The organism is Aequorivita marina (assembly GCF_031631895.2).
Taxonomy (GTDB): Bacteria; Bacteroidota; Bacteroidia; order Flavobacteriales; family Flavobacteriaceae; genus Aequorivita; species Aequorivita marina.
Genome location: NZ_JAVMBW020000008.1, coordinates 1 through 24,535, shown reverse-complemented (window position 1 = coordinate 24,535; position 24,535 = coordinate 1). Strand labels below are relative to the sequence as shown.

22 protein-coding genes are annotated in these 24,535 nt (G+C 39.6%); 17 read left to right on the top strand and 5 right to left on the bottom strand.

Annotated elements, in window-relative coordinates; genetic code table 11:
• Nucleotides 1-41: 41 nt before the first annotated feature.
• Nucleotides 42-476 (bottom strand): low molecular weight protein-tyrosine-phosphatase, encoded by a 435-nt coding sequence (locus QPK98_RS10250; RefSeq protein WP_310993273.1) that lies wholly within the window; start codon nt 474-476, stop codon nt 42-44.
• A gap of 117 nt (nt 477-593) precedes the next feature.
• Nucleotides 594-2,021 (bottom strand): chromosomal replication initiator protein DnaA, encoded by a 1,428-nt coding sequence (dnaA, locus tag QPK98_RS10245; protein WP_310993213.1) that lies wholly within the window; start codon nt 2,019-2,021, stop codon nt 594-596.
• A gap of 207 nt (nt 2,022-2,228) precedes the next feature.
• On the opposite strand from dnaA, the gene QPK98_RS10240 reads away from it, so the two are divergent.
• Nucleotides 2,229-2,630, top strand: a complete 402-nt coding sequence (locus tag QPK98_RS10240; RefSeq protein WP_310993212.1) for an acyl-CoA thioesterase — start codon at nt 2,229-2,231, stop codon at nt 2,628-2,630.
• Here the strand turns inward: QPK98_RS10240 and QPK98_RS10235 are convergent, their stop codons facing one another.
• Genes QPK98_RS10235 through ribD form a run of 3 tightly spaced genes read right to left on the bottom strand, consistent with a single transcriptional unit; the run spans nt 2,631 to nt 5,196 of the window.
• The gene (locus QPK98_RS10235; protein WP_310993211.1) at nt 2,631-3,242 is read right to left on the bottom strand and encodes an IMPACT family protein; all 612 of its coding nucleotides are present in this window, start codon (nt 3,240-3,242) and stop codon (nt 2,631-2,633) included. It lies immediately after the preceding gene.
• Between the two features lie 35 nt (nt 3,243-3,277).
• Nucleotides 3,278-4,150 (bottom strand): EamA family transporter, encoded by an 873-nt coding sequence (locus QPK98_RS10230; RefSeq protein ID WP_310993210.1) that lies wholly within the window; start codon nt 4,148-4,150, stop codon nt 3,278-3,280.
• Complete coding sequence (gene ribD, locus QPK98_RS10225) at nt 4,147-5,196, bottom strand: bifunctional diaminohydroxyphosphoribosylaminopyrimidine deaminase/5-amino-6-(5-phosphoribosylamino)uracil reductase RibD (RefSeq protein ID WP_310993272.1); 1,050 nt, start codon at nt 5,194-5,196, stop codon at nt 4,147-4,149. The genes QPK98_RS10230 and ribD overlap by 4 nt, the downstream gene beginning before the upstream one ends.
• A 161-nt stretch (nt 5,197-5,357) precedes the next feature.
• Between ribD and QPK98_RS10220 the strand changes: the two genes are divergently transcribed.
• The 16 genes from QPK98_RS10220 to QPK98_RS10145 form a co-directional block, all read left to right on the top strand.
• Nucleotides 5,358-5,843: a GNAT family N-acetyltransferase gene (locus tag QPK98_RS10220; RefSeq protein ID WP_310993208.1), complete on the top strand. Its 486-nt coding sequence runs from the start codon at nt 5,358-5,360 to the stop codon at nt 5,841-5,843.
• A gap of 29 nt (nt 5,844-5,872) precedes the next feature.
• Entirely contained in the window at nt 5,873-6,733 is an 861-nt protein-coding gene (prmC, locus tag QPK98_RS10215; RefSeq protein WP_310993206.1) for a peptide chain release factor N(5)-glutamine methyltransferase, read from the top strand.
• Between the two features lie 67 nt (nt 6,734-6,800).
• A complete protein-coding gene (locus QPK98_RS10210) occupies nt 6,801-7,391 on the top strand; it encodes an LOG family protein (protein WP_310993205.1) in 591 nt (196 codons plus the stop codon).
• A complete protein-coding gene (locus tag QPK98_RS10205; RefSeq protein WP_310993204.1) occupies nt 7,388-7,561 on the top strand; it encodes an aquaporin in 174 nt (57 codons plus the stop codon). Before QPK98_RS10210 ends, QPK98_RS10205 begins: the two co-directional genes overlap by 4 nt.
• A gap of 122 nt (nt 7,562-7,683) precedes the next feature.
• A complete protein-coding gene (gene tnpA, locus QPK98_RS10200) occupies nt 7,684-8,145 on the top strand; it encodes an IS200/IS605 family transposase (RefSeq protein WP_310993202.1) in 462 nt (153 codons plus the stop codon).
• 327 nt (nt 8,146-8,472) lie between these two features.
• Entirely contained in the window at nt 8,473-10,467 is a 1,995-nt protein-coding gene (gene ligA / locus QPK98_RS10195; RefSeq protein WP_310993201.1) for an NAD-dependent DNA ligase LigA, read from the top strand.
• A gap of 126 nt (nt 10,468-10,593) precedes the next feature.
• Nucleotides 10,594-11,109, top strand: coding sequence for a DUF6913 domain-containing protein (locus tag QPK98_RS10190; RefSeq protein ID WP_310993200.1), 516 nt, complete (start codon nt 10,594-10,596; stop codon nt 11,107-11,109).
• 86 nt (nt 11,110-11,195) lie between these two features.
• Nucleotides 11,196-12,071 carry a 4-hydroxy-tetrahydrodipicolinate synthase gene (dapA, locus tag QPK98_RS10185; protein ID WP_310993199.1) on the top strand — a complete coding sequence of 292 codons (876 nt, stop codon included), beginning with the start codon at nt 11,196-11,198 and terminating at the stop codon, nt 12,069-12,071.
• Nucleotides 12,072-12,209: 138 nt separating this feature from the next.
• Nucleotides 12,210-13,019 (top strand): outer membrane protein assembly factor BamD, encoded by an 810-nt coding sequence (locus QPK98_RS10180; RefSeq protein ID WP_310993197.1) that lies wholly within the window; start codon nt 12,210-12,212, stop codon nt 13,017-13,019.
• Between the two features lie 12 nt (nt 13,020-13,031).
• Nucleotides 13,032-13,364, top strand: coding sequence for a DNA-directed RNA polymerase subunit omega (locus tag QPK98_RS10175; protein WP_310993195.1), 333 nt, complete (start codon nt 13,032-13,034; stop codon nt 13,362-13,364).
• Between the two features lie 72 nt (nt 13,365-13,436).
• Nucleotides 13,437-14,666, top strand: coding sequence for a bifunctional phosphopantothenoylcysteine decarboxylase/phosphopantothenate--cysteine ligase CoaBC (coaBC, locus tag QPK98_RS10170; protein WP_310993193.1), 1,230 nt, complete (start codon nt 13,437-13,439; stop codon nt 14,664-14,666).
• On the top strand, nt 14,659-15,549 hold the full coding sequence (porD, locus tag QPK98_RS10165) for a type IX secretion system protein PorD (protein WP_310993192.1): 891 nt from the start codon (nt 14,659-14,661) through the stop codon (nt 15,547-15,549). Before coaBC ends, porD begins: the two co-directional genes overlap by 8 nt.
• Before the next feature lie 182 nt (nt 15,550-15,731).
• Nucleotides 15,732-17,384 carry a DNA repair protein RecN gene (recN, locus tag QPK98_RS10160; protein ID WP_310993191.1) on the top strand — a complete coding sequence of 551 codons (1,653 nt, stop codon included), beginning with the start codon at nt 15,732-15,734 and terminating at the stop codon, nt 17,382-17,384.
• A 138-nt stretch (nt 17,385-17,522) separates the two neighbouring features.
• Nucleotides 17,523-18,344: an enoyl-ACP reductase FabI gene (locus QPK98_RS10155; RefSeq protein WP_310993189.1), complete on the top strand. Its 822-nt coding sequence runs from the start codon at nt 17,523-17,525 to the stop codon at nt 18,342-18,344.
• Nucleotides 18,345-18,585: 241 nt separating this feature from the next.
• Nucleotides 18,586-22,185 (top strand): GEVED domain-containing protein, encoded by a 3,600-nt coding sequence (locus tag QPK98_RS10150; protein WP_310993188.1) that lies wholly within the window; start codon nt 18,586-18,588, stop codon nt 22,183-22,185.
• Between the two features lie 1,748 nt (nt 22,186-23,933).
• A partial coding sequence (locus QPK98_RS10145; RefSeq protein ID WP_310993271.1) for a GEVED domain-containing protein occupies nt 23,934-24,535 on the top strand: 602 nt, incomplete at its 3' end.

Sequence of the window (24,535 nt, the reverse complement as noted above, 5' to 3'; positions counted from 1 at the left end):
AGGGTTTCACTAAAAGTAAGAAAATGAACCGAGTAAAAGCGTTAAATTTTGCTGGCAATTTGGTCGCAGGCTTCATCAAGCATTTTGTAAACATTTTCAAAACCTAAATCTCCCCCAAAATACGGGTCGGGTACATCTACGTTTTCTCCAGGGAATATTTCATCTAAAATTAGTCGGACTTTTTTTTTGTCGGCATCTGTTTCTGCCAGAGCCAATACGTTTTCTTTGTTGGAGTTATCCATTACGTAAATCAAATCGAAATTTTTAAAGTCTTTCGCCGTAAACTGTCTTCCGCGTTGGGTTGTAATGTCAATATCGTACTTTTTTCCTACTGCTATACTTCTTGAATCGGGTTCATCGCCTACGTGCCAATCGCCGGTTCCAGCAGAATCAACCATTATTTTTGAAGTATCCACTTTAGATTTTAAAATGCCTTCTGCCAAAGGGGAGCGGCATATATTGCCAAGGCAGACCATAAGAATTTTATATTGTTGCAAAGCGTTCGGGATTAATTATGAATACATAAATTTATTACAAAGGTATGAGGTTATTAAGAACCTGCAACCTTGCATTTTAACTTTAAACCTAAACTTTTATAGGGTCAATTTCTTTTTAAGATCTTCTACGTACTTGCGGAATTGTTTGTCGGTACTAGAGAGGTTGTCAACCGTTTTACATGCGTGAAGTACTGTTGCATGGTCACGCTGCCCAATTTGAGAGCCGATTGATGCAAGCGAGGCTTTTGTGAGTTTTTTTGCAAAAAACATTGCCAATTGACGCGCTTGAACAATGTGTCTTTTACGTGTTTTAGACTGTAAAGTGTCCACATCCATTTGAAAGTAATCACTAACCACTTTCTGAATATACTCTATTGAAACCTCGCGTTTGGTGTGTTTTACGTAGTTATCAACAATGTTGCGGGCAAGGTCTATGGTAATTTCTTTTTTATTGAAAGAGGAATGGGCGATTAACGAAATTATGGCGCCTTCTAATTCCCGGATATTGGTCTTGATGTTGTTCGCTAAAAACTCAATAATATCGTCTGGCATTTCAACGCCATCACGATAGAGTTTGTTTTTAATTATAGCAACACGTGTATCGTAATCTGGGTGATTTAATTCGGCAGAAAGTCCCCATTTAAAACGGGATAATAAGCGTTGCTCAATATCAACCATATCAACCGGAGCTTTGTCACTTGTTAAAATAACCTGTTTTCCGTTTTGGTGCAAGTGGTTGAATATGTGGAAGAAAACATCTTGTGTGCCTGCTTTTCCAGATAGCAGTTGAATGTCGTCAACAATAAGTACGTCTATAATTTGATAGAAGTGTATAAAGTCGTTTCGATTGTTCTTTTTTACGGACTCAATGTATTGTTGTGTAAATTTTTCCGCAGAAATGTAAAGAACTGTTTTTTCGGGATACTTGTCTTTTATATCAACACCAATTGCGTGCGCCAAATGCGTTTTTCCTAAGCCTACACCACCAAAAACAAGGAGTGGGTTAAAAGATGTTCCCCCAGGCTTATTTGCTACCGCTAAACCTGCCGAGCGCGCTAGCCTATTGGACTCGCCTTCAAGAAAATTCTCAAAACTGTAATTGGGGTTTAACTGCGATTCAATCTTTACATTGCGAATTCCCGGAATAACAAAAGGGTTTTTTAACTCCGGACTTTTGTTTTTTAAGGGAACGTCAACGTCTTGCGATCGCAAATTGCTTCGATTGGAACTCGGAATTTTTTCGGTAAAAGGTTGCTTGTTGCCATAGGTGTTTTCCATCTTGATGATGTAAACCAATTTTGCGGTCGTACCAAGCTCCTTGGTGAGGGCAACTTTTAGAATTTTAACGTAGTGTTCTTCAAGCCATTCGTAAAAAAATTTACTCGGTACTTGAATACTAAGAGCATTATCGGTCAACTTTACTGCCTTAATAGGCTCGAACCAAGTTTTGTACGCTTGCGAAGTGATATTGTCTTCGATGAAGGCCAAACAATTGTTCCAAACTGTTTCTGCAGTTTTGCTCATAGTTAAAAATTCTATTTAAATTTTAGTTAATAGGTTGCCGTAAAAAATAATGGATGTAGTGTTTCCGAAGCTATTTCTTAACAATGCAAATATGTGAACAAAATAGTTATAAAAAAAACCACTTTGGGGTTGAAAAAGTAGTTTTTTTTCGCCATACTTCACTTTCGATAAAACTACAAAAAATCTTCCTTTAAACCCCATAAAATTTTGAAGAATACAATTACACAATTAAGAGTGCGTTACGGCGAAACAGACCAAATGGGTGTTGTTTATTACGGTAACTACGCGCAGTACTTGGAACAAGGCCGAACTGAGTGGCTTCGTGAACTGGGTTTTAGCTATAAGTGGATGGAAGCCAACAATGTGCAGCTTCCGGTAGTCCATTTTAGCATAGATTATAAGCTACCAGCAAGCTATGACGACCTGCTGACTATTAAGACAACATTGAAAAAAATGCCATCTGTTAAAATTGAATTTTACTATGAAATTTATAATGAATCCAAACAACTTTTGGCAACGGCGACTACTATTTTGGTTTTTATAGACACCACTACAAAAAAGTTAATGAAGGCGCCAGATTATTTGATTGAAAAGTTAAATGAAGAATAATTAGTCTTCTTTTCTTTTTATAAGCACTTTATAGGTGTTTTCGAATAGCTGAAAAATTCGTTCGGCTTCTTTTTTACGAACAGAAATTTCAAACTCGCAGGCCAGTTCCATTTTACGGTTTACCACCTTGATTTCTTCGTCATTGATAATTCGCATTACAATGTTCATTTCGGGGTAATCAAACTTCAAGATAAAAGTATCGTTAATGGTTCTTTCAACTATTTTTGAAGCCTCCAGCGCCATTTGTGCCGAGGTTTTGTAAGCTTGTATCAAACCGCCAACCCCCAGCTTGGTTCCACCAAAGTATCGTACCACGACCACAAGGGTGTTGGTTACATCAAAAGATTGTAGCTGCCCGTAAATAGGCATGCCAGCGCTGTTTGATGGTTCGCCATCGTCATTCGCGCGATAATGTTCATAAGTCTTACCCAGCTGCCAGGCGTAGCACCAATGCCGGGCGCTATGATGTTGTTTTTTAAGGCTCTCAATATGTTCCTTTATCTCATCTTCACAAGTAACCGGAAAAGCATAGCCATAAAATTTACTTCCTTTTTCTTTATAAAGTGTTTCCTCAGATGGCTTTGTAAGCGTTTTATAGGTGTCCTTCTCCATTTGTGTGTTTTTTGTGTGCGTTTGCCTCTTTTGGTCTAAAACCGTTCTAGAGCTATTAAAATGATGCTTAAAACGGCTAGTGCGATTCCAATCCAGTTTTTAGGTAGTAGTTTTTCCTTAAACAGAATAATCCCCAGAATGGTAGAAGCCATAACGATAGCAACATTGTTAATGGCAAAAATTCCAGAACTGTCCAAAATACCACTTCTGAAAGCACGAACCAAAAAGTATATGGAAAAATAGTTAGGAATTCCGAGAGCAATTCCGCCGATTATATTTTTAAATTGAAACTTAAACCTTCCTTTAATCGCTTGAAACCCTATTATTGTAAATCCAATAATCCCCGCCATAGTGTAAATCACGGCGGAGAAAATAGGGATATCGTTTTCAGCAATAAACTCACCTTCCAAATATTTAATGGTGGTGTCTATTGTGCCGCTTCCCAAAAACACCAAAATGGGGAATATAAGGTTAGACGGCTTTATCTTGATGCCGTCTTTCTTTTTTATTGAAGCTAAATAAAGCGCAATCAATGCCAGTATAATACCAAGAATTTTAAATGTACCTAGGCTTTCTTGGTAATAGGCTAGCCCAAAAACAATTGGGATTACCACACTCATTTTTGTAGCTACCGAAACTACCGAAAGGCCGCTGCGCTGGGTGGTGAGGGCCATTAAGTTAAAGACTGCTATAAATAAACCACCTAAGATAAGTGCGAATGGAAACCATGAATATTCAGGAACCTGCGCGAAGTTTATGGTGTTTTTCTGAAATACAATTCCGCAGGTTGTCGCGGTTACATAATTCATTACAATGGCGTGTAGCGTATTGACCTTAAACCTTGAAAAGAGCCTAAATACTACAAATATTGCCGTGGAAGAAAGGATGCTTAGTGCGAGAAAAATCAAGCTTGTGGGTTTTTAAAGATGTGTAACCTATCTTCTTTAATTTTTGTTTCGGAAGTTAGTTCTCCTTGAAAATCTGGTGCTTTTGTCCCTTCCTGAAACCTAATGGGGCCCGAAAATACATTAGCTTCATCCCAAAGGTTTAAGTTGATAAAAGATTGTAGTGTTTTTGCTCCACCTTCAATGATGATAGACTGCAAGCCCTTTTTATACGCTGTATTGATAATTTGAGGGATAAGCGCTTCCGAAAAATCAATTTTCAGCATGTTTGTCTTTCCTTTTTTAGCAGTTTCGCTCTTATTGAAAACTAGGGTTTCTGCATCTTCGTTGTACAGCGAATAATCGGTAGGAATCTTTAAATCTTTGTCAATAACCAGCCTTACCGGGTTGTTTCCGCTCCAGCCGCGTACCGTAAGCGACGGATTGTCCTGAAGGGCAGTATTGGTGCCAACGAGAATTGCTGCTTCCTGAGCTCGCATTTTATGGACTAATTGACGCGAATATTCATTCGTGATCCAAACGGGCTTGGCTTCCTTTCTGGTTTCATTTTTTGGAGCGATAAATCCGTCTGCGGTCTGTGCCCATTTTAAAATAATAAAAGGTCTCTTTTTTTGATGGAATGTAAAAAACCGTTTGTTGAGGTAAGCACATTCTTCTTCTAAAACTCCTACTTCAACATCGCAGCCGGCTTGCATTAGTTTTTTTACTCCGTTACCCGCAACTTGTGGGTTGGGGTCTAAACTGCCAATTACCACTTTTTTAATGCCGCTTTTTATGATTAAATCGGCACAGGGTGGAGTTTTACCGTGATGGCTGCATGGCTCCAGACTCACATAGATTGTCGCTTTGTTTAGTAAGTCTGTTTCTGTTACACTGTTGATGGCGTTAACCTCGGCATGTGGAGTGCCGGCTTTGTAATGCCAGCCTTCGCCAATCATCCTTTTGCTATGAACTACTACGCTGCCAACTAACGGGTTTGGATAGGTAGTGCCCAGTCCGTTTTTGGCTAGTTGGATGCATCGCGACATGTATTTTTCACGTATGTTCACGCGTTCGGACTTTTTGGTTTTCGGCAAAACTATTTAATTAATTGTAAAAGTGGGCAACTTGGGCGTTCATCTCTTTTAAATTTAAACGCTACTTTTGCAGCTAAACAATTCTGTGTTTGAATTTGTTAATTAATCGCGTAAAAATACAAGGATTTAATTAGATGGACACATTGATAATTAGACTTATTGAAAAGAAAGACAATCCACAGGTTGCGGAGGTAATTCGCGGGGTTTTGGAGTCTTTAGGTGCGCCTAAAGTGGGTACGGCTTATGAAGATGAAGCTACAGACGCTATGTTTGAAAATTATCAAAAACCCAATTCGGCCTATTTTGTAGTTGTACTAAATAATAAAATACTCGGTGGTGCTGGAGTTGCAAAACTAGCCAACTTTGATGGAAATGTCTGTGAGCTTCAAAAAATGTATTTTCTTCCTGAAGTCCGTGGTATGGGGGTTGGCGCGCAGATGATGGAGTTTTGTATTGCAAAAGCTCGGGAGTTTGGTTTTGATAAAATGTATTTGGAAACCATGGAATATATGACGCACGCCCAAAAACTTTACAAACAATCGGGTTTTAAGCATATTGAAGCTCCTTTAGGAAATACTGGTCATTATTCTTGCCCGGTTCACATGCTTAAAAAGTTGTAAATATCAAATTGTGTTTATTAAACGCTGCTATGAAACTAAACGAGCTAAAAGCAAATTTTCAAAAATCCCTTCTTCTGTTATACCCTACGGAAGAAATACAATCATTTTTCTCTATTCTTTCTGAAAAATACCTGAAGCTTTCACGAGTTGAAGCTGCGCTAAATCCGGACCTAGAAATTTCAGAAAAAGATGCTGAAAAATTCAGTTCGGCTTTAATTCGCCTAAAAAACCACGAGCCCATTCAATATATAATAGGGGAAACCGAGTTTTATGGCCTTCGGTTTAAAGTGAATCCACATACGTTAATTCCGCGCCCTGAAACCGAGGAGTTGGTGGAGGTTATATTATCTGAGGTGGAAGCTTTTTCTCAAAACGCAGCGTCTAAGACTATTTTGGATATTGGTACCGGTTCCGGTTGTATTGCTATATCGCTGGCAAAAAATCTGCCAGAAGCCACTGTTTCTGCTATAGATATTTCAGAAAAAACCTTAGGCCTTGCCCAAGAAAACGCCCTTGTGAATGACGTAAGGGTTCATTTTGTGCAAGCCGATATTTTAATAACGAAGTCGCTTGATAAAATGTATGATGTAATAGTTTCCAATCCGCCTTATGTACGGGAGTTGGAGAAAAAACTGATGCAGCAAAACGTTTTAAAATATGAGCCAGAAGCGGCATTGTTCGTTCAAGATTCGGATCCGTTACTGTTTTATCGCACTATTTCTCGGTTGGCAAAAGCACATTTAAAGCCTGGCGGGAAACTATTTTTCGAGATTAATGAGTATCTTGCAGAGGAGACAGTTTCACTTTTGAAAAAAGAGGGGTTTCAGGATATAGAACTACGAAAGGACATTTTTGGAAAATTCAGGATATTGAAATCTACTTTTAAATAGGTTGTTTCTGTTTTTGTAATTGGGTTCGAAAAAGTAAGTAAACAAAGCTGCACAAAGAAATAACACGATGAACAAACTCGAAAAAATATGCGTTTTCTGCGGAAGTAGCGAGGGCAATGATTTGGCAATAACCGACGCCGCAAAAAAACTGGGAGAGATTTTTGTTGACAAAAATATCACCTTGGTTTACGGGGCAGCAAAAATTGGAGTGATGGGAACCATTGCCAAGAGTGTTTTGGCTAATAAAGGGAAAGTAGTGGGCATTATTCCCAGTTTTCTTAAAAAGAAAGAGGTAGTTCATCTAGGACTTACCAAATTGATTACCACTAAAAATATGCACGAGCGTAAAATGAAAATGCAAGAAGAAAGCGATGGTTTTATCGCTCTGCCCGGTGGTATGGGAACCCTAGAAGAGCTTTTTGAAATTATAACTTGGCTGCAGCTCGGGCTTCATCAAAAGCCAATTGGGCTTCTAAACATTAACGGATTTTATAACGACCTTATAAAAATGCTTGAAACCATGGTGCGCAAGGGGTTTCTGTCTATGGATAACTATGAACTTTTAAAGGTGGATACCAATCCTATCAATTTGCTTCAAAAAATGGAAGATTTTAAGCGCCCCGATGTTCCAAAATGGTTAAATGCCGATAGAACTTGAGTTTATTAACATTTCCAATTACGGGTACATCGGTAAATCCGGCGCGTAGTTTGGGCCCAGCACTCTTTTCTGGAGGCATGGCATTGCAGCAGTTGTGGCTCTTTATTGTAGCGCCTATTGCTGGTGGTTTGTTTGCCGCGATGGTTCGCAAGATATTTATTGATGAATGAAATTTGATTTTTGACTAAAATTATATAAAAACCTCACTATAGTTATAAGTGACTCATTTTTAAAGCATTATATTTGATATAAGTGTGAAATAATGTATTGAGCATCTGATAATCTAAAGCTTATGTCAAATACTTACCATCAAATATACATACAGACTGTATTTGCCGTGAAGTACAGAAAGGCCATGATTCACAGAGATTGGAGGGCTATGTTATGCGGCGTAATAGGAAACTTGATTAACGAAACGGGATGTAAAACCTTAATTGTAAATGGAGTTGAAGATCATATTCATTGCTTCTTTTCGCTTAAACCTGCTTTGAGTGTTTCAGATGTTATGCAAAGCGCAAAAGCTAAATCTTCCAAATGGATAAATGACAGTAGAGGACTTTCCCATAGATTTGAATGGCAGCGGGGTTTTGGAGCGTTTTCTTATAGCAAATCACATATTCACAATGTAATTAAGTATATCCAAAATCAAGAAACTCATCATAAGAAACAAAGCTTTTTGGACGAATATCGCGAACTCTTAAAGCGTTTTGAAGTAGAGTATGAGGAGGTTTATATTTTTCATGAGCCTATTTAATTTTATATATTGATCATGCCTACGGCATTTTGTTGGTCCAGTATCACGCGGTGCCTCGGAATGAATCCCGAGGTTATAGAAGATACGTGCCTCTGGCACTAAGTTGTTGCCCGACTAGAGTGCCAGCGGCACGCCCAATCTTGTGGCCTTGGAAGTGCCTCGGGACGAAATCCCGAGCTTATAAGAGATGCGTGCCGCTGGCACTCAAGAAATGGCCGGCCAGAGTGCCAGCGGCACGATCGATTTTGTGGCCTTGGAATTTATTCCAAGGCACATAAATCTCATTTGAGCAGTTTTTTTCGTTGTTCTTTATTTTATATTTGTTCTATGAATACTGAACAACAAATTTCAACACTTCGCAACCAACTTCGCGAGCATAACTACAACTATTACGTTCTTGATAATCCCACAATTTCTGACTTTGAATTTGATCAAAAATTGAAGGAACTACAAGAATTGGAAGAAAAGCATCCAGAGTTTTATGATGCCAATTCGCCAACACAACGGGTTGGGGGAGCGGTAACAAAGAATTTTGAAACCATCCAGCATACTTTTAGGATGTATTCCCTAGAAAATTCATATTCCAAAGAAGATCTGGAAGATTGGGAAAAGCGCATTGAAAAAATGGTGGATGGTAATGTTGAATTTACCTGTGAATTAAAATACGACGGCGCGTCAATTAGCTTAACCTATGAAAATGGAACCTTGCAAAAAGCCGTTACTAGGGGTGATGGTTTTCAAGGCGATGATGTTACGGCCAATGTAAAAACCATTCGCTCCGTACCCTTAAAGCTGAAGGGGGATTATCCGCCGTTTTTTGAAATTAGAGGTGAAATTGTCTTGCCGTTTGAAGGTTTTGCAAAAATGAATGCCGAAAGAGTAGAGCTAGGAGAAGAGCCTTATCGAAACCCAAGAAATACTGCCTCTGGTAGCCTAAAACTGCAAGATAGTGCCGAAGTGGCGAAACGTCCGTTAGATTGTTTGCTGTATGGTTTAACTGGCGAAAGATTGCCTATAAAAACCCAGTTTGAAAGTCTGGAGAAAGCCAGAAGCTGGAGCTTTAAAGTTCCCGAGGCTGCAAAATTAGCTAAAAGCTTAGATGAGGTCTTGGAGTTTGTAAATTATTGGAATGTGCACCGGCATGACCTTCCGTATGAAACCGATGGGGTAGTAGTAAAAGTAAATAACCTGCAGCAGCAAGAAGAACTCGGCTACACGGCTAAATCACCCCGATGGGCAATGGCTTATAAGTTTAAGGCAGAGCAGGTTTCCACCGTTTTAAATCAGATAACCTATCAGGTGGGCAGAACGGGTGCAATAACCCCTGTGGCAAACTTAGCGGCTGTGGAGTTGGCAGGGACCATTGTTAAGCGTGCGTCCTTGCACAATGCAGATCAAATTGAAAAACTAGACATTCGCGAAGGCGATACGGTTTTTGTTGAAAAAGGAGGCGAGATTATTCCCAAGATTATCGGGGTTGATTTTACAAAGCGCGATCCAGATTCTCAGCCTACAGAATATATAACGGCATGCCCTGAATGTGGAACTGAATTGATACGAAACCAAGGCGAGGCTCAACATTATTGCCCCAATACCGAAGGTTGTCCGCCACAAATTATTGGTAGAATCCAGCATTTTATCTCACGAAAGGCGATGGATATTGAAGGTTTGGGTAGTGAAACGGTTTCACTTTTGGTCAATAATGGCTTGATAAACAACTATGCCGATTTGTATTTGTTGCAAGCGGAGCAAATAGTTCCTTTAGAGAGAATGGCGCAGAAAAGTGCCGAGAATATGATAAGCGGAATTGAGGCTTCAAAGCAAATTCCTTTTGAACGGGTGCTCTTTGGTTTGGGGATTCGCTATGTAGGGGAAACCGTGGCCAAGAAGCTGGCAAGCCACTATAAAAATATTGATGCCTTGAAAAATGCTTCAGCTGAAGATTTAATTAAGGTTGATGAAATAGGTACGCGAATTGCCGAAAGTGTTGTTTCTTTTTTCGCTTCCGAAGAAAATATTACCAGTATCGAGCGTTTAAAAAACTATGGGGTTCAGCTTGAAATTTCAGCAGAAAAACTTGCAAACCAGACAGATGTTTTAAAAGGGAGTACTTTTGTGGTTTCTGGTGTCTTTACAAAACTTACCCGTAACGAATTGAAAAAAATGATAGCGGACAACGGCGGAAAAGTATCGAGTTCTATATCGTCTAAAACGTCTTATGTAGTGGCTGGAGATAACATGGGGCCAAGTAAGAAAACAAAGGCAGAGAATCTAGATATACCTATTATTTCGGAAGATGAATTTTTACAGCTTCTCTCTTAAATCACCGAACTGCATCTAAGATTTTGGCAACTATCAGCACAATTTTAAATGTATAGTCATGCTAGTTCGATGCTGGGGAGAAAAACAATAAAAAAGCCTAATTTTGTACGTTTAGAAATGCCATTTATGCTAAAAAAAGTAAAGCATAGCTTAATAAAGAAACAGACTGAAAAAAATATTTTGGAGCGTGATGTTTCGCAGCGAAATGCGCCATTAGAGTCTCTGGGCTTCTTGGTGGACGAAGCTTTCTTTAACGATTTTGAGATGCTTTATGGGCTAGGAAAGGAGCTGGGGTTAAAAGAAAAGGACGTCAAGGTTTTTACATTTGTGGAAACCCGTAGGAAAATTCCATCCCTTCGGCAAAACCAAATAACAAACAAAGAGTTTTCTTGGCGTGGAGAAATTAAAAATCAGAATGCTAAGGAATTTCTAGACTTTCCTTTTGATGTATTGATTGGCTTGTACAGTGGGAAACACGAATATTTAAGTGCCATGGTAGCCCATAGTGAAGCCAAATTTAGAATTGGTTTTAACGGAGCAGATGAACGGCTTTACGATCTATTGGTTGCCGTTGACCCAAAAAATTCAGAGCGTTTTAAAAAAGAAATAAAAAAATATTTGCAGATTTTTAAGAAGATTTAAGGCTTTTGTCCGATCTCCTAATGAAGAGAGTTGAGGATCAAAACTTATAACTTAAATTAAAGCGATAAAACAAAAAAGAGATAAAAATGAAAGAGTTAATAGGAACTGGAGTAGCTTTGATTACCCCTTTTAAAAGTGATGCCTCGGTAGATGTAGAAGGGCTTAAAAAAGTGGTTGATTTTAATATTACCAATGGAATTGACTATTTGGTGGTTTTAGGAACAACTGCTGAAAATGCAACCCTTTCAAAAGAAGAGAAAGAGCTTGTTGTTAACACGATAATTTCTGAAAACAACGGTCGTTTGCCTTTAGTGTTGGGCGTTGGTAACAATAATACCAAGGCGGTAATAGAGGAATTAAATACGAGTGATCTATCGGCTTTCACTGCGGTTTTATCGGTTTCGCCATACTATAACAAGCCAACGCAAGAAGGCATTTATCAGCATTTTGCAGCAATTGCAGCAGCCACTCCTTTGCCAGTAATAATGTATAATGTTCCGGGAAGGACGGCCTCCAATATGTTGCCGGAAACCGTGATCCGTTTAGCGCATGATTTTGAAAATATCATTGGTATAAAAGAAGCCGCAGGCGATATTGTACAAGCTATGAAACTAATTTCGGGCTGTCCTAAAGATTTTCTGGTAATTTCTGGAGACGACATGATTACGTTGCCTATGGTGCTTGCCGGTGGTGCTGGAGTTATCTCGGTTATTGGAGAGGGTTTTCCAGCAGCGTTTTCAAAAATGGTAAACCTTGGGCTAGCTAAGAAGGTTGAAGAAGCGTATGAAATTCATTATAAACTTGCTCCGGCTATCGATTATATTTTTGCCGAAGGAAATCCCGCTGGAATTAAATCGGTTCTCAAGAACTTGGGTCTTTGTGATGATACAGTTCGGTTGCCGTTGGTGGGGGTTAGCTCAGCACTGAAGGACGAAATTGACTCTTTTATGCAGGATTTCTAAAGCAATACTTTAATTTAAAATGCGTTAATGTTTTCAAAAGGCTCGCGTTTAATAGTCTTTAGAGCAATATTTTCGTAGTATAATAAGTTTGTTCAATCATGTTTAATTCCCTATTTTTGCACGATGTTTTTTAAGCCCATGCGATTACCACTTTTTATAAGCCTTTGTCTTACTGTTCTTTTGTCATCCTGTAGCGAGTACCAGAAGGTGCTACGCAAGGACGATATGGGAAAAAAATACGCCTTTGCCGATTCCCTTTATTCCGCAGGAAAATACAAAAAAGGCCTAAAGCTTATGGAGCAAATTGTTCCTTCATACCGCGGGAAGCCTCAAGGTGAAAAGTTGATGTATATTTATGCCAACACCTATTATAACTTAGAAGATTATTATTTGGCAGGGTATCAATTTGAACGATTTACCCAAGCCTATGCACAAAGTGATAGTATTGAGGTTGCGGCGTTTAAATCGGCAAAGAGTTTTTATCACTTATCGCCTCGATTTTCTTTAGACCAAAAAGACACCAAAAAGGCACTCGAGAAGCTTCAAAGCTACATCAACACCTATCCAAACTCCAGTAAGCGGATGGAAGCCAATGATCTAGTAGCGGAATTGCGCGGAAAGCTGGAAAAGAAAGAGTTTAATACGGCGAAACAATACTTGCACGTTGAAGACTATAAAGCGGCTATAGAAGCTTTTGATAATTTTATAACCGATAATCCCGGCTCAGTTTACAGAAAAGACGCTTTCTTCGGAAGGTTTGAAGCAGCCTACAAACTGGCTATAAACAGTATTCCAAGACTAGTACAAGAGCGTTTGGTTACAGCACAAGGATATTATAGAAACTTTATAAAATACTACCAGGACTCAGATTTAGCTCCAGAAGCCAAGGATATTAATGAGGATTTAGAGCGCCGTCTTGAACCTGTAGAAAAAGAACCCACTATTTAATCAATTTTTATTATGGATATTAAAAATTCAGAAGCACCTATCAATACGGTTACGTACAACAAAGATTTGATTGATGCACCAACCGAAAATATTTATGAAGCTATTTCTGTTATTGCAAAAAGAGCTACACAAATTAATGGTGATATTAAAAAAGAACTTCTTGAAAAATTGGATGAGTTTGCTACGTACAACGATAGCCTAGAAGAGATTTTCGAGAACAAGGAACAGATAGAGGTTTCAAAGTTTTACGAAAGACTTCCAAAACCACACGCTTTGGCAGTTCAAGAGTGGTTGGAAGACAAAATCTACTACCGAAACACAAAAGACGAAGCGATAGACGAGTAGAAGTTAGTCGTAAAAAAGTTTTGGTACCTATTGCTTTACTTGCCCATTAACCTGTAACTTTAAATTATTAACATGTCTGTTTTAAACGGTAAAAATATCTTGCTTGGTGTTACTGGTGGGATTGCCGCATACAAAACAGCCTTTTTAGTTCGGCTTTTGGTAAAACAAGGAGCCGAAGTGAGCGTTGTAATGACGGAGGCTGCCAAAGATTTTGTTACGCCCCTGACTCTTGCAACGCTTTCAAAAAACGAAGTGTTTTCTTCTTTTACTGAAGAAGATGACCCTACAAGCTTTAAAGAGCCCAAATGGAACAACCACGTTGAGTTGGCCCTTTGGGCTGATTTGTTTTTGATAGCTCCGGCCACTGCAAACACCTTGTCGAAAATGGCAAGCGGCGGCTGCAATAATTTGTTGCTGGCTTGCTATCTATCGGCCAAATGTCCTGTTTATTATGCACCCGCCATGGATTTAGATATGTATAAACATCCAACCACGGCACAGGTTTTTAAAAAATTGGACTCCTTCGGAAATATTCAAATTCCTGCAGGTTTCGGCGAATTGGCCAGTGGCTTGGTAGGCCAGGGCAGAATGGCAGAACCCGAAGATATTGTCGATTTTTTGGAGCAGGATCTACGTAAAAAACTACCCTTACGCGGAAAGAAATTCTTGGTAACTGCTGGTCCTACTTACGAAGCTATTGACCCTGTTCGCTTTATAGGGAACCATTCCAGTGGAAAAATGGGCTATGCAATTGCCGAAGTGGCTGCTGCGCTTGGCGCTGAGGTCGCTCTTGTTTCGGGACCGGTAAACTTAAAGCTAAAGAATCCTTTAGTTGAAGTTATATCGGTTACTTCGGCAGAAGAAATGTACCAAGCTGCCCATTCGCATTTTGATAGTTGCGATGTGGGTATTCTAAGTGCCGCTGTGGCAGATTATCGTCCTGCCGAAGTGGTTTCAGAAAAGATTAAAAAGAAAGATGGGGAAGACGATTTAAACTTACAGCTCACAAAAACAAAAGATATTCTGGCTTCCTTGGGCAAGATAAAAGACAATCAATTTTTAGTGGGCTTTGCTTTAGAGACACAAAATGAGGAAGAAAACGCAAAATTGAAACTCAAAAAAAAGAATTTAGATTTAATTGTGTTAAATTCGCTTCGTGACAAAGGTGCTGGTTTTAAAACTGACACCAATAAAGTAACTTTAATAGCTAAGGACAATAAGGTTGTTCCTTTCCCTGTTAAACCTAAAAAAGAAGTAGCTAAAGATATTTTAGAATATATTATAGAAAAAATCCATGCGTAAATTTATATTTTTCTTATTGTGTGCCGTAGCCGTGTCCTCGGTAACATCCCAGGAGTTAAATTGTACCGTTTCAATTGATGCCGATCAAACCGGACAACAAAACTTACAGATTTTCCGTACCCTGGAAACCCAATTGCGAGAATTTGTAATCAATACCAATTGGACTGATAAAGTGTATAAGAATCAAGAGCGTATAGATTGTAACATGACCTTGGTGGTTAGTGAATACGATGGCGATAATTTTACTGCAACCCTTCAAATACAGTCGTCTAGACCTGTTTTTGATTCAACGTATGACAGCCCGGTCTATAATTATTTTGACAAACAGGTTAAGTTTAATTATAAGGAATTTGAGCCGCTAACTTTCAATATAAACAGCTTTGACTCTAACCTTGTCTCGGTTGTTGCTTTTCATATTTATACCATCTTAGGGTTAGACGCAGACACTTTTACCCTAAACGGTGGCGAGCCTTATTATCAAATAGCAAAGCAAATAACAAATACAGCAGCTTCTAGTAATTATTCGGGTTGGAAAGCCACAGACGGAAATCAAACCCGTTACCGCTATAACGATGCTTTGCTTTCTTCGGTTTACAGAGAGTTCCATGATGCAATGTATATGTATCATCGCGAAGGTTTAGATATAATGTCTACAAATCCGAAAGAGGCAAAACAGAAAATCTCTAAAGCGATTGAAGTACTTAAAGGCGTTAACGACCGCCGCCCAAACTCCTATTTAGTACGTACCTTTTTTGACGCCAAAAGCGATGAAATTACCGCAATTTTTAGTGGAGGGCCTCAGGTTGATATTACGCAATTAATTGAAAATCTAAACCGGGTTGCACCTACAAAACGCAGCAACTGGGCAGATATAAAGTTTTAGATTTAATCTTTTGGTGTTTCGTTAGGTAGCAGGCTAAAAATGTCAGTTTGAAGCCCCAATCGTTTCAGGTAAACTTCCTCGTGCTAATTGGCTTCAATATTACATAACCTTCGTATTTTTGGATATATTTATTCTCAAATAAGACGCTTCATGTTTCAAATCTCAAATCTCACTTTTAAAAAATGCTAACAAGCCTTCTCATAAAAAACTATGCGCTTATTGAAGATATTCGTGTGGACTTTAATGAGGGATTAACCATTATTACTGGTGAAACCGGTGCGGGAAAATCTATTCTTCTTGGAGCCTTAGCGCTTTTGCTGGGGAAGCGGGCAGACTTAAGCAGTGTCAAGGATGCTGAAAAAAAGTGTATTGTGGAAGGTCATTTCGCTCTTGGCCCTTATGATTTAGAAGCGCTGTTTATTGAAAATAATTTGGATTATGAGCCGGATACCATTATCCGTCGTGAAATACTGCCCAGCGGGAAGTCACGTGCCTTTGTAAACGATACGCCTGTTGCTTTGGCGCCGCTTCAGGCATTGTCGCCTTATTTGATAGATGTGCACAGTCAGCATGAAACCTTAGCGGTGGCTACTGAAAGTTTTCAGATGGAAGTTGTAGATGCCTTGGCTGAAAACGATTCGCTTTTAAAGCGTTATAAAAAAGAATTGGCAAACTATAAAAGTGTTTCTGAAGAGCTTAATGAATTAAAGCAGCAGAAGGAAGATGCTTCAAAAGAGCTTGACTATCAAAGCTTTCTTTTTAAGGAACTTCAGGAGGCAAACCTGAGCAATTTAGACCAACAAGACCTCGAAGAACAATACGAAACGCTAAACAATTCCGAAGCCATCCAAGAAGCCTTGGTGCGTGTAACCCGATTAATGGACGAAGAGCAAATTGGCACTTTACAAACGGCTAAGGAAGCACGATTGGTTTTGGGTAGGGTAAAGGAGTTTTCAAGTGTATTTGAAGATTTCTGGCAGCGTTTAAACAGTATTGTCCTTGAATTGGAGGATATTTCGCATGAAGTGGTAAATTCTTCGGAAAAAATTGAAGCCGATCCCGAAATGCTTTTTGAGGTAAACGAAAAACTACAAACGCTTTATAAACTTCAACAAAAACACGCGGTTTCAACTGTTTCAGAATTACTGGAAATAGAAAGCAATCTAGAAGAAAAGGTCAACACCACTTTGGGAATGGATGATGCCATTGAAGCTTTGGAAAAGCAACAGCGTAAGTTGCGCCAGACGGCTTTACAAATTGGTTCTGAATTGCATGCTAAAAGAGCGAAATCAATACCTGTGTTAAAGAAAAAGCTTGAGGAGCGATTGCTACCATTAGGCTTGCCAAATGCACAATTTAAGTTTGAGCTACATGCTTCAGAAGACTTTAAAGTTAACGGAACTGACACCCTAGAATTGTTGTTTACCGCCAATAAAGGATTGGCATTTGGTGCGCTTAAAAAAGTGGCTTCCGGAGGAGAAATGAGCCGAATTATGCTTGCTATTAAATCGGTTTTAGCGGATTATAAAAAACTACCCACAATTGTTTTTGATGAAATAGACACCGGCGTTTCTGGCGAAGTTGCCAATAAAATGGCCGGGATTATGCATGTTATGAGCAAGAAAATGCAATTGTTAAGCATAACCCATTTACCGCAAATTGCCGCCAAGGGCGATCATCATATAAAAGTTTACAAGGAAGATAAAGACAATGTTACGGGCACCCATTTGGCAGTACTGGATAAAGAAGATCGTATTGTTGAGATTGCTAAAATGCTGGGTGGAAAAAATGTTTCCGAAGCTGCCTTGGCAAATGCCAAAGAATTACTGAATTAAACAGTATATTTGTGGTTAGTAGTCGGTAGTCGGTAGTCACGGGGTGATAAACTTGATGCTTGAACCTGGCCCAAAGGGATGCCTACATCACAACCATTAACAAATAACCATTAACAAATAATCATTAACACTAAAGATATGTCTTATAATTTACTCAAAGGAAAACGAGGAATCATTTTTGGAGCGCTTGATGCAAACTCTATAGCGTGGAAAACCGCCGAGCGGGTTCATGAGGAAGGTGGAAAATTTGTGCTTACCAATGCGCCTATTGCTTTACGAATGGGGCAAATAGACGAGCTTGCCAAGAAAACTGGTTCTGAGGTTATTCCGGCAGATGCTACAAACATGGACGATCTGGAGAATTTAGTAGCAAAGGCTACTGAAATTTTAGGAGGAAAGATAGATTTTGTGCTACACTCAATCGGGATGTCTGTAAACGTGCGAAAAGGAAATCATTATACCAAGCAGAATTACGGATTTACCCATAAAGGATGGGATATTTCGGCTGGATCTTTTCATAAAACCATGCAAGTACTTTACGAAAAAGATGCTATGAGCGAGTGGGGGAGTATCATTGCCCTTACCTATATGGCTTCGCAACGCGTATTTCCAGATTATAACGATATGGCAGATAACAAAGCATACTTAGAGAGTATTGCGCGTAGTTTTGGCTATTTTTTCGGACGGGATAAAAAGGTTCGCGTGAATACCATTTCGCAATCTCCAACACCTACCACGGCAGGCCAGGGCGTAAAAGGTTTTGATGGCTTTATTAGCTATGCCGATAAAATGTCGCCGCTGGGGAATGCCACAGCTTTAGATTGTGCCAACTACACCGTTGCCATGTTTAGTGACCTTACAAAACGTGTTACGCTCCAAAATTTATACAATGATGGAGGTTTCTCTAATATGGGGGTTAGTGATGCCGTCATGGAAGCCTTTGTATCAGGAGAGAAGTAATACTCCGTATATTATATAGTTATTGAATCCCGACTAAAAAACAGTCGGGATTTTTTTTTTATAAAGTCTTCAAAGTTTGGGCGTATTTTACTGACTTAATTTATGTACATGAGATCGTGTCAATTTTGAAGCGCACTGTTTTAAGGTTGTATGGGGGTTACTTATGTTAAACAGTTGATTGTTTTCAATAATTAACATTATTTTTTATATATTGAGGTATTATTAACTAAAAAAATATATTATGAAAAAAATTACTTTTCTTGCTTTAATGTTGTTCGGCGCAGTTGGTTTTGCACAACAAACAACCTTAAACCAAAACAATGGTGACTACAACACCCAACAAAAAGTAGATGAAGCAAAGGACTTACAGCGTCTTGATTCGCAAAGTTCTCCTCAGCAGCGAGCGGCAAATGCCGATCCAGAAGCTGAGATATTGGCAGATCAAATGGATCGTGCTAATCGTTCTTCCAGTTTAAATACGTTTTCAGCTACGGTAAATAGAAATCCGGATGCCGAAATTGTACCAACAGCAGGTGCTACAGAAACTTTTACACCAGATTTAGGAGATCACTTTTTTGATCCAGGAGGGCCAGGAGGAACGAATAACGACGGTGACCCAGGTAACTATCCTAACTGTGATTGTGATACGCAAACAACTTTAGAAGGAGTTTCTGAAATAGAATTTCAGGAATTTATCGTTTTTGCAACTTTTGACTACCTGCAGATTTATGATGGGACAGATGCTTCTGGAACTTTGCTTTATGACAATGGCGACGGTGGGCCAAATGAAGGAGACATACAATTGGCAGATATGATTGCCTCTAATGGTTCTGCAACCTTTACTGCGGCTTCTGGAAATTTCTTCTTTTACTTTCATGCATCTGGAGTTGTTAATCGCTTAGGGTGGGATGTTGAAATAACTGAAGTCGGCGGTGGCGGCGGAGGCCCCTTCCCAGATCCTTACTGCGCTATTGATTTTTCTACGGTAGAGCCTATTACCTTAGTAGAGGTTGCCGATATTGACAATAGAAGTAGCGAAGTTATTGACGGAAGCCCTGCGCATGAAGATTTTACCGCTATTGTAGGTAACATGGAAGAAGGTGAAACGTATTCAATTGCCTTAGAAGGTAATACAGGTGGAGGTTTTACCAATAGCTTTACCGTATTTATTGATTGGGATCAAGATGGTAGCCTAGATGGCGCAGATGAGCGTTATGACATTGGTACTATCGAAAACTCTACCGGTATAGATGGGCAGCAGGCTACTGCAGATATCACGGTTCCTTCTGGAGTAATGGAAGGGCCAACGAGAATGCGTGTGGTGAAAAAATTCGGTTCTACTTATATAGTTGATTCTTGTACAGGTACTAGCTGGGGACAAGCTGAGGATTATACTGTTGAAGTTACCGCTGGCGGAGGCGGTGGTACTGGATCAGACTGTGAGTATGAGCATGCTATTGCAGGCGATGGTACTGGTGGTTCTGGATCTTCAGCTGATTCTGACTTTACGAGTGCTGCAGACATTGTTGTAGCTGCTGGTGAAGACTTTACTTTAGATACTATTGAAGTTTCTTTCTTGACATTTGCTCCAGAAGATGCGCCAACAACTGCTAATGTTATCTATTATGAAGATGCGGCTGGCTTGCCAGGTGCAGAAATAGGCAATGAAACAGTAGTTCCAACAATCTTAAGTTCAGGCGAATGGGTTAACCCTATCGCATTTAGATTTGATACTAGCCTTGATATGACTCCATTTACTTTTAATGGTGATGCTAGTAGTGATACTTCGTATTGGATTGGAATAGAAATGGGTACAGCTACTAACCAAGAAACAGTTTTCTGGTTGTACACAGATGGTGAAGGTCTAGAAGGCGAGCCAATGGCGCAATACAATGCTGCCGATGGTGTTTGGACTGTACCGGAGCCAACCAGAGAGGTAGGTTATGTCTTTTCTGGAGAGTGCGAAGCAATTAGTGGCGGTGGATCAGACTGTGATCAAGAGTTTGAAATTGCCGGAGATGGTAATGGCGGTTCTGGATCTTCAGCTGATTCTGACTTTACGAGTGCTGCAGACATTGTTGTAGCTGCTGGTGAAGACTTTACCTTAGATACTATTGAAGTTTCTTTCTTGACATTTGCTCCAGAAGATGCTCCAACAACTGCTAACGTTTACTATTATGAAGATGACGCTGGATTACCAGGTGCAGAGATAGGAAATGAAACAGTAGTTCCAACAATCTTAAGTTCAGGCGAATGGGTTAACCCTATCGCATTTAGATTTGATACCAGTCTTGATATGACTCCATTTACCTTTGCGGGTGATGCTAGTAGTGATACTTCGTATTGGATTGGAATAGAAATGGGTACAGCAACTAACCAAGAAACTGTTTTCTGGTTGTACACAGATGGTGAAGGTGTAGAAGGCGAGCCAATGGCGCAATACAATGCTGCCGATGGTGTTTGGACTGTGCCGGAGCCAACCAGAGAGGTAGGTTATGTCTTTTCTGGAGAGTGTGAGCCAATGGGCGGCGGCGGCGGCGACTGTACACCAGTTAGCTTATCAACGCTTTATGATGGTGGAAATAACGGTAGCCCAGGAGGAGCTGTATATTTTGACCTTAGTGTAGAAGGTTCTGATATTGAGGTGTTAAGCTTTGATTTGAATACAGCTGACCCTGGTGCTTTCACAGTGGATGTGTATGTATTTGAAGGTACCTATGTAGGTAATGAAGGAGATCCTTCAGCTTGGGGAACTGCCGTTGCTACAGGATCAGGTACTGGAGCTGGAGAAGGAGTTCCTTCAACAGCAACATTGGATAGTTCAATTGATATGTCGGCAAATACCACATATGCAGTTGCATTGGTTTTTGATGCAGATCATTCACATTATTATACCAATGGTGATGGATCAAACCAAAACTATTCCGATGGTGATATAACCCTAGATTTAGGATCGGCAAGTAATACGCCTTTTACAGATCCTATATTTGCTCCACGAGTTTGGAATGGTGGAGTTGAGTACTGTCTAGACGATGGCGGTGGTACAGGTGGTGATGAGTGTGATCAAGAGCACGAAATCGCTGGCGATGGCGATGGAGGTTCTGGATCTTCAGTTGATTCTGACTTCACGAGTGCTGCAGACATTGTTGTAGCTGCTGGTGAGGACTTTACCTTAGATACTATTGAAGTTTCATTCTTGACATTTGCTCCAGAAGATGCTCCAACAACAGCAAATGTTTTCTATTATGAAGATGCTGCTGGATTGCCAGGTGCAGAAATAGGTAATGAAACCGTTGTTCCAACAATCTTAAGTTCAGGCGAATGGGTTAACCCTATCGCGTTTAGATTTGATACCCAGCTTGATATGACTCCATTTACCTTTTCAGGTGATGCTAGTAATGATACTGCGTATTGGATTGGAATAGAAATGGGTACAGCTACCAATCAAGCAACCGTTTTCTGGTTGTACACAGATGGTCAAGGTCTAGAAGGCGAGCCAATGGCACAGTATAACGCTGTTGATGGTTTCTGGAGTGTACCAGAACCAACTAGAGAGGTAGGTTATATCTTCTCAGGAGAATGTTCTCCATTGAGTGTAGCTGATAACACGTTGGCTGGGTTTAATTATTACCCGAACCCAACATCAGGTTCGCTTACTTTAAGTGCTGCCAATACTATTGACGCGGTATCTTTCTACAACCTATTGGGTCAGAAAGTACTAGATGTTAATGTTGACGCAACCACTTCAGAAGTTGACCTTTCAGGCTTAAATGCTGGAACATATATTATGCATGTTTCTGTAGAAGGCCAGATGGGTACTTATAAGATATTGAAGCATTAAAGTTTCTTTAATCTTGTTTTACGAAGCCGTCCCAAAACTTGGGGCGGCTTCTTTTTTACAGCATCCTTAAAGAGTTAAAAGTCGTAGTAAAAATTGCACTTATTAAAGAGATTGATTAAGCCGTTGTAGTTTGTATTTGCCTATTAAGTAAACCACGAGATAACGCTATATGTCTTATGTCTAATTTCCTCTTTGTTTTCCCTGCCCGTTCTGATCCGGCAGATTACTTATCATTTTCATCCCTCTCGGCAGATGCAAATCAATGACAGTGCCATGGGAAAAAACAACCACTTTGCTTTCTTTAGGAAGTCACCAAATTAAATGAGTATTGGTTTTAACGTTGCTCGGCTACTTATAATCTTTATTATGCTATTTTGAGAAATAGATAAATCATGGTTTCGCAATATGTTTATTCTGAATACACAATGTTAAATTTCCGCTCGTTTTTTATAGTCAAAACATCAATTAACCTTTTGTTTTTTTGTTAAATCATCAATGAGCTAAATGTATTGTGTTTTAGATTATAATTTAATTTTAGGATTTCTTATTTGCTTTAGTTTCTTTTATTGAATATCTTTAAAACCTTAAACAAATAATTTATTAATTTTTAAACAAATCAAAATTATGAAAAAAATTACCATGTTGGTTTTTCTTTCTTTTTGTGCTATTGGATTTAGCCAAAATAAAAGTATAGACCAAAACAAAGACATTAAAGCACCATCTGGTGTTTTAAATCAAAGGGCTGAGACGGTTCAGCTGCCGGCAGCCTATTATAACAACCCCGCTACAACAGTTGGAGAGCATGTGGGCGAGGCTAGCATTGGTGAAAGAAACACCAATGTAAGCGTACCTTTTACAGGAACGTATTACAATAATAGACCAGATGCCATGATTTATGACAATGGTCCCTATTTTAATGTGGCTGGTACGCCAGATTTAAGTGTTTTGGAGTCTGTAACGTTGGGTATGGGTACTTATGGTTCAGGAGCTCAGTTTATTAATGGAAACAGTATTGCAGATGATTTAGTGCTTACTGATGATGTTGATATTACTTCTATAGACGTATTCGCTTATCAATCATTTGAAACAGCACCAACAATTACTGGTGTTTATTTACAGGTTTGGGACGGTGACCCTAGTAGCGGTACAGCTACCGTTGTTTGGGGTAATCTTACTGATAATATTTTTGACGATGTGGTTTATGCCGATGCCAATAGAGTCCTTGAAGATGCCCAAACTTCCACCGATAGACAAATAAATAGAGTAACTGCAAATACTGCTGGTCTTAGCCTTACCGCAGGTACGTATTGGATAGAATATACATTTGAAGGTACTGGTACATCTGGCCCGTGGGCGCCACCTATTGCAATTTTAGGAGAGACTACAACCGGAAACGCAATTCAATATCAAGCTAGTATTAGTGATTGGGTTGCTCTTGAAGATGTTGGCCCACAAGGTTTGCCATTTGTAGTATATGGTGAGATTAGTGGCGGCGGAGGCCCCTTCCCAGATCCTTACTGCGCTATTGATTTTTCTACGGTAGAGCCTATTACTTTGGTAGAGGTTGCCGATATTGACAATAGAAGTAGCGAAGTTATTGACGGAAGCCCTGCGCATGAAGATTTTACCGCTATTGTAGGTAACATGGAAGAAGGTGAAACGTATTCAATTGCCTTAGAAGGTAATACAGGTGGAGGTTTTACCAATAGCTTTACCGTATTTATTGATNCGCAGATGAGCGTTATGACATTGGTACTATCGAAAACTCTACCGGTATAGATGGGCAGCAGGCCACTGCAGATATCACGGTTCCTTCTGGAGTAATGGAAGGGCCAACGAGAATGCGTGTTGTGAAAAAATTCGGTTCTACTTATATAGTTGATTCTTGTACAGGTACTAGCTGGGGACAAGCTGAAGATTATACCATAGAGGTTACCGCTGATGGCGGTGGTGGTACTGGATCAGATTGTGACTATGAGCACGAAATTGCCGGAGATGGTGATGGTGGTTCTGGATCTTCAGTTGATTCTGACTTCACGAGTGCTGCAGACTTTGTAGTTGCTGCGGGTGAGGACTTTACCTTAGATACTATTGAAGTTTCTTTCTTGACCTTTGCTCCAGAAGATGCTCCGATTACTGCAAATGTTTTCTATTATGAAGATGCTGCTGGATTGCCAGGTGCAGAAATAGGAAATGAAACAGTAGTTCCAACAATCTTAAGTTCAGGCGAATGGGTTAACCCTATCGCATTTAGATTTGATACTAGTCTTGATTTGACTCCATTTACCTTTGCAGGTGATGCCAGTAATGATACTGCGTATTGGATTGGAGTAGAAATGGGTACAGCTAC